We start from the raw sequence: 5,277 nt of genomic DNA, 5'->3' as shown, positions 1-5,277 counted from the left end.
ATGGGATAGATATTAATAATCCTAAGTTTGCTCAAAAATTATGCCAATTAATTCCTGCTCAATGCCCCTTTGCTAGAGATATTAAATTTTTGGGGCGTACAATTTTACAGATTCCTCCTCTGTGTAAGTTGAATCCTTTTTACTATGAAATAATTGGTTTACGTTTTCGCACTTTAACTTTCTGAGCTGATGTTTGTTTAGAAGATATTACTCCTTATTGTTAAATGGAATTTTCTCTAGGACGCAACAGGTAATTCAGTTATCCTAATTTTCTGTAATAGGGAGGCTGAAAAATCTGAAATTTATTGAGTTATCTAATAACAATATATTCCGAAAAATTGGAGATAGAAAAATGCAAACTACTACACACAATTATCCTGAAAATTTCATTGATATTCTGCTACAACCTAGTTGGGATTTTATTAATGGCATCAATATTAATAATCCTAAGTTTGCTCAAAAATATGGATGGGTTACCGGCGCCAGATCCAATCACCAAGGCTAGAAAAGTGCTAGGATATTTCCTTATATTCAATTCCCTCACGGTTTTAACCAGAGGTAATTATTAATTATCCATTATCCATTATCCATTATTCATTAATGAATACTCTCCCACTCCCTACTCCCTACTCTTGTAAAATACCTCCAACTTCTGGCAAAGATAACAACTTTTCATACAAAACATTAGCAATAAATTCATTTCCAGATACAGAATAATGCCATTTATCACCACCCAAGAAAGCTTTTCCTAGTTGTTCATTTGGTATTTTATCTCTAAATTCGGGAATTAAATCAATATAGATTATGTTTCGTTTCTGTAATTCTGCCTGTAGATATTCTCGCCAAAAATTAGAGTCATTATTATAATAGTCAGAACGACTAGGTAAATAAACCACAACTAACTTACTATTTTTATCTTGATTTATTGCTGCCAAATCCTCAAATATTTTCATAGCTATAGCAGGAGTTTTATCCACATATTTATTATTAGATTTCAACTTTTGAGCAAACAATTTTTTCCAGATAACGAAAAAGCTTAATTTTTGAATATACTTACTGCTTTGTGTAACTTTTGGAAATAAAAAAGAGTATCTAGGAACAGGAAAATTATGATTAACTAACTCCCCATTTTCTAAATACAATAATGGTTTACCACGACCCATAAAACTTGCATTCTGCATCCGTACAAAATCATGAGTAATAAAAGCAAATATCTGAATGTTATGCTCGAATTTAGTACCATCACGTTTGTACCGTAAATAAGCTTGATCGATACCATATCCTTGTTGAGCCATATTAATAGTTTGTAGCCTTTGGTTGATTAATGTTAAAAGATGACACCAGCTTTGGTCGTTACTCACACCCCATCCCATAGTGACAGAATCTCCAGAACAAATTATCCTTACCTTATTAGGAGGAATATTAATAGAAAAGTCTTTATGATTTCTAAATGATTGAGAATTGGTTTTAAAATATATCCCCTCTCCATACTTATTTGGAATATCAACATTAGGAATATTCACCCATCCTAATAATTCATCATATTGACTGTGACTTATTCTAGGTCTTGGTTGAACTTTACTGATTCTATAAAACAGTAATAAGATACTAGATAGACCTTCAAGTAAACTCAGGATCGCCACAATTAAAATCAGATTAATCGAAACAATTTTGATAATTTTTGGGGTCTGACGTAAACTATTATCGTTCATAATTGTTAGAGTTTTTGAAATGAGTAAATATGGTGAAATTGAAGCTCAATAGGATAAATAAAAATGGATTATAAACACCTTTTTAGATAGAATCAGGGTAATTAGTTATCGTATCGCTAAGGAGTCATAAGTTATCAGAAAGAAAGGATTTGAAATATTGAATTTTTAAGTTTTTCTCTAAGAGAATATCTGTATTAAAAGGATGTAATTTGGCGATCTTTATGTATAACTCAATTTTATATTAAACTTGTAAAAATTACCAGTGCCAAATATTTATATTTGCTCTTTAGTACGAAGATTAGCTTTTTATGAGTGCCATAGTCAAATCAGTTTAATTTTAGCGATTTTTACAAGTTAAAATCACCCGTGCCAAATATTTATATTTGCTCTTTAGTACGAAGATTAGCTTTTTATGAGTGCCATAGTCAAATCAGTTTAATTTTAGCGATTTTTACAAGTTAAAATCACCCGTGCCAAATATTTATATTTGCTCTTTAGTACGAAGATTAGCTTTTTATCAGTGCTACAGTCAAGTCAGTTTAATTTTAGCGATCGCTCGCCTTTATCTTAACTAGCTATCAGCTTTTAGCATTCAGGATAAAAATCAACCTATAAAATTATTCTACTGCTGTAAAATTACTCTAACTTCCGGCAAAGATAACAACTTTTCATACAAAACATTAGCAAAAAATTCATTACCAAATACAGAATAATGCCCATCACCTCCCAAGAATACTGTTTCTACTTTTTCTTGAGGCATTATGTTTCTAAATTCGGCAATTAGATCGATATAAATTATGTTGCGTTTCTCTAACTCTACCTGTAGATATTGTCGCCAAAAATCAGATTCCTTTCCATAATAGTCAGAACGAATAGGTAAATAAACCACCACCAATTTACTATTTTTCTCTCTATTTATTTCTGCCAATTCCTCAAATATTTTCATAGCTATAGCTGGAGTTTGAGCAACATATTGATTATCAGTTTCCAACTTTCTCGGAAACAATATTTGCCATAGACCTAAAAATCTTAACTCTTGAATATATCTACTACCTTCTCTAATTTTTTGAAATAAAAAACCACCTCTAGGAACAGGAAAATTATGATTAACTAAATCCCCATTTTCTAAAGACAATAATGGTTTCCCATAACCAAAAAAATTTGCACTTTGCATCCGCACAAAATCATCAGTAATAAAAGCAAATATCTGAATGTTATGCTCAAACTTAGTACCATCACGTTTGTACCATAAATAAACTTGGTCAACACCATATCCTCCTTGACCCATATTAATAGTTTCCAAACGCTGATTTATAGATGTTAATAATTGACACCATGTTTGATCGTTACTAACTCCCAATCCCATTGTGAAAGAATCCCCAGAACAAATTATCCTCACTTTATTAGGGGGAATATTAATAGTAAAGTCTTGGTTATTTCTCAATGATTGAGAATTTGTCCGAAAATATATCCCCTCACCATACATATTTGGAATATTTACATCAGGAATATTTACCCATCCTAAAAATTCATCATATTGAGCGTAAAGATGTGCGGGATTTCGTTGAATTTTGCTGATTCTATAAAACATCAATAAGATACTAGATAGACCTTCAACGAAACTCAATATCGCCACAATTAAAATCAGATTAATCGAAACAATTTTGATATTTTTTTTGGTATTACGTAAACTATTATTGCTCATATTTTTTAGGGATTTTGAAATCAGAAAATCTCGTGAAATTCAAGTTTAATTAAATCAATAAAAATGGATTATAAACACTTTATTTGAATTTTTAAATTACGCCTGATCAAAATTTATATTCGCTCTTTAGTAGGATGATTATAATTTTATCAGTGCCATAGTCAAATCAGTTTTATTTTCGGGATTTTAACTTTTTAAACTTGTAAAAATCACCTGTGCCAAATATTTATATTTGCTCTTTAATAAGTTCCTATGCATGCATTAATTACAGATTCTAGTTTCCCTCATCCCTCTCTCAACTAGGAAATTCCTAAAAGCACGACTACTTACAGTGCTTTTCAGTTGAGTAGACCACAAAACTGTTGTAGGAGTAATGAGTAATGAGTAAGGAGTAATGAGTAATGAGTAAGGAGTCAATATGATTGTGGTTTATTCATATGAAAACCGCTGTAGGATGATTATAATTTTATCAATGCCATACTCAAGTCAGTTTAATTTGAGCGATCGCTCGCCTTTATTTTAACTAGCTATCAGCTTTTAGCATTCAGCATAAAAATCAACCTATAAAATTATTCTACTGCTGTAAAATAACTGCAACTTCCGGCACAGATAACAACTTTTCATACAAAACATTAGCAAAAAATTCATTGCCAAATACAGAATAATGCCCATCACCTCCCAAGAATACTGTTTCTACCTTTTCTTGAGGCATTATGTTTCTAAATTCAGCAATTAGATCGATATAAATTATGTTACGTTTCTCTAACTCTACCTGTAGATATTGTCGCCAAAAATCAGATTCATTGCCATAGTCAAACCAGTTTTATTTTCAGGATTTTAACTTTTTCAAATTATTCCTGGTCAACATTTATATTTGCTCTTTAGTAGGATGATTATAATTTTATCAATGCCATAGTCAAAGCAGTTTAATTTGAGCGATTTTAATTTTTTAAAATTAGCCCTAGTAAACATTTATATTCGCTCTTTTGTAGGATGATTATAATTTGATCCGTACCATAGTCAAGTCAGTTTAATTTGAGCGATCTCTCGCCTTTATTTTAACTAGCTATAAGCTTTTAGCATTCAGCATAAAAATCAACCTATAAAATTATTCTACTGCTGTAAAATAACTGCAACTTCCGGCACAGATAACAACTTTTCATACAAAACATTAGCAAAAAATTCATTACCAAATACAGAATAATGCCCATCACCTCCCAAGAATACTGTTTCTACTTTTTCTTTAGGCATTATCTTTCTAAATTCAGCAATTATATCGATTCAACTCAATATCGCCACAATCAAAATCAGATTAATCGAAACAATTTTGATGATTTTTTTTCTGGCGTAAACTATTATCGAGCATAATTCTTAGAGTTTTTTAAATCAGGAAATATGGTGAAATTTAAGCTCAATAAAATAAATTAAAATGGATGATAAACACTTTTTTAAACTTGTAAAAATCACCTGTGCCAAATATTTATATTTGCTCTTTAATAAGTTCCTATGCATGCATTAATTACAGATTCTAGTTTCCCTGTTCCCTCTCTCAACTAGGAAATTCCTAAAAGCACGACTACTTACAGTGCTTTTCAGTTGAGTAGACCACAAAACTGTTGTAGGAGTAATGAGTAATGAGTAAGGAGTAATGAGTAATGAGTAAGGAGTCAATATGATTGTGGTTTATTCATATGAAAACCGCTGTAGGATGATTATAATTTTATCAATGCCATACTCAAGTCAGTTTAATTTGAGCGATCGCTCGCCTTTATTTTAACTAGCTATCAGCTTTTAGCATTCAGCATAAAAATCAACCTATAAAATTATTCTACTGCTGTAAAATAACTGCAACTTCCGGCA

The 5,277-nt window shown here is 30.9% G+C and carries 6 protein-coding genes; 2 read left to right on the top strand and 4 right to left on the bottom strand.

Annotated elements, in window-relative coordinates:
* Both F6K40_RS20670 and F6K40_RS20665 read left to right on the top strand, forming a co-directional pair.
* A partial coding sequence (locus tag F6K40_RS20670; RefSeq protein ID WP_293138988.1) for a Mo-dependent nitrogenase C-terminal domain-containing protein occupies nt 1-185 on the top strand: 185 nt, incomplete at its 5' end.
* Nucleotides 186-352: 167 nt separating this feature from the next.
* Entirely contained in the window at nt 353-505 is a 153-nt protein-coding gene (locus F6K40_RS20665) for a hypothetical protein (protein WP_293138987.1), read from the top strand.
* Nucleotides 506-626: 121 nt separating this feature from the next.
* Here the strand turns inward: F6K40_RS20665 and F6K40_RS20660 are convergent, their stop codons facing one another.
* The 4 genes from F6K40_RS20660 to F6K40_RS20645 all read right to left on the bottom strand — a co-directional run bounded on the left by F6K40_RS20660 (nt 627) and on the right by F6K40_RS20645 (nt 4,668).
* On the bottom strand, nt 627-1,712 hold the full coding sequence (locus F6K40_RS20660; protein ID WP_293138986.1) for an SGNH/GDSL hydrolase family protein: 1,086 nt from the start codon (nt 1,710-1,712) through the stop codon (nt 627-629).
* 622 nt (nt 1,713-2,334) lie between these two features.
* Entirely contained in the window at nt 2,335-3,417 is a 1,083-nt protein-coding gene (locus tag F6K40_RS20655; RefSeq protein ID WP_293138985.1) for a hypothetical protein, read from the bottom strand.
* Between the two features lie 574 nt (nt 3,418-3,991).
* Entirely contained in the window at nt 3,992-4,129 is a 138-nt protein-coding gene (locus tag F6K40_RS20650) for a hypothetical protein (RefSeq protein ID WP_293138984.1), read from the bottom strand.
* A 401-nt stretch (nt 4,130-4,530) separates the two neighbouring features.
* Entirely contained in the window at nt 4,531-4,668 is a 138-nt protein-coding gene (locus F6K40_RS20645) for a hypothetical protein (RefSeq protein ID WP_293138983.1), read from the bottom strand.
* Nucleotides 4,669-5,277 lie beyond the last annotated feature (609 nt).

It is taken from the genome of Okeania sp. SIO3I5 (assembly GCF_010672085.1).
GTDB lineage: Bacteria > Cyanobacteriota > Cyanobacteriia > Cyanobacteriales > Microcoleaceae > Trichodesmium.
Note: the sequence above shows the minus strand (reverse complement) of the source record. Positions and strands in the feature narration are given on the sequence as shown.

Excerpts from the sequence above, each read along its gene's own strand:
- F6K40_RS20655 (WP_293138985.1), bottom strand. The coding sequence starts at position 3,417 with ATGAGCAATAATAGTTTACGTAATACCAAAAAAAATATCAAAATTGTT.
- F6K40_RS20645 (WP_293138983.1), bottom strand. The coding sequence starts at position 4,668 with ATGCCTAAAGAAAAAGTAGAAACAGTATTCTTGGGAGGTGATGGGCAT.
- F6K40_RS20660 (WP_293138986.1), bottom strand. The coding sequence starts at position 1,712 with ATGAACGATAATAGTTTACGTCAGACCCCAAAAATTATCAAAATTGTT.
- F6K40_RS20665 (WP_293138987.1), top strand. The coding sequence starts at position 353 with ATGCAAACTACTACACACAATTATCCTGAAAATTTCATTGATATTCTG.
- F6K40_RS20650 (WP_293138984.1), bottom strand. The coding sequence starts at position 4,129 with ATGCCTCAAGAAAAGGTAGAAACAGTATTCTTGGGAGGTGATGGGCAT.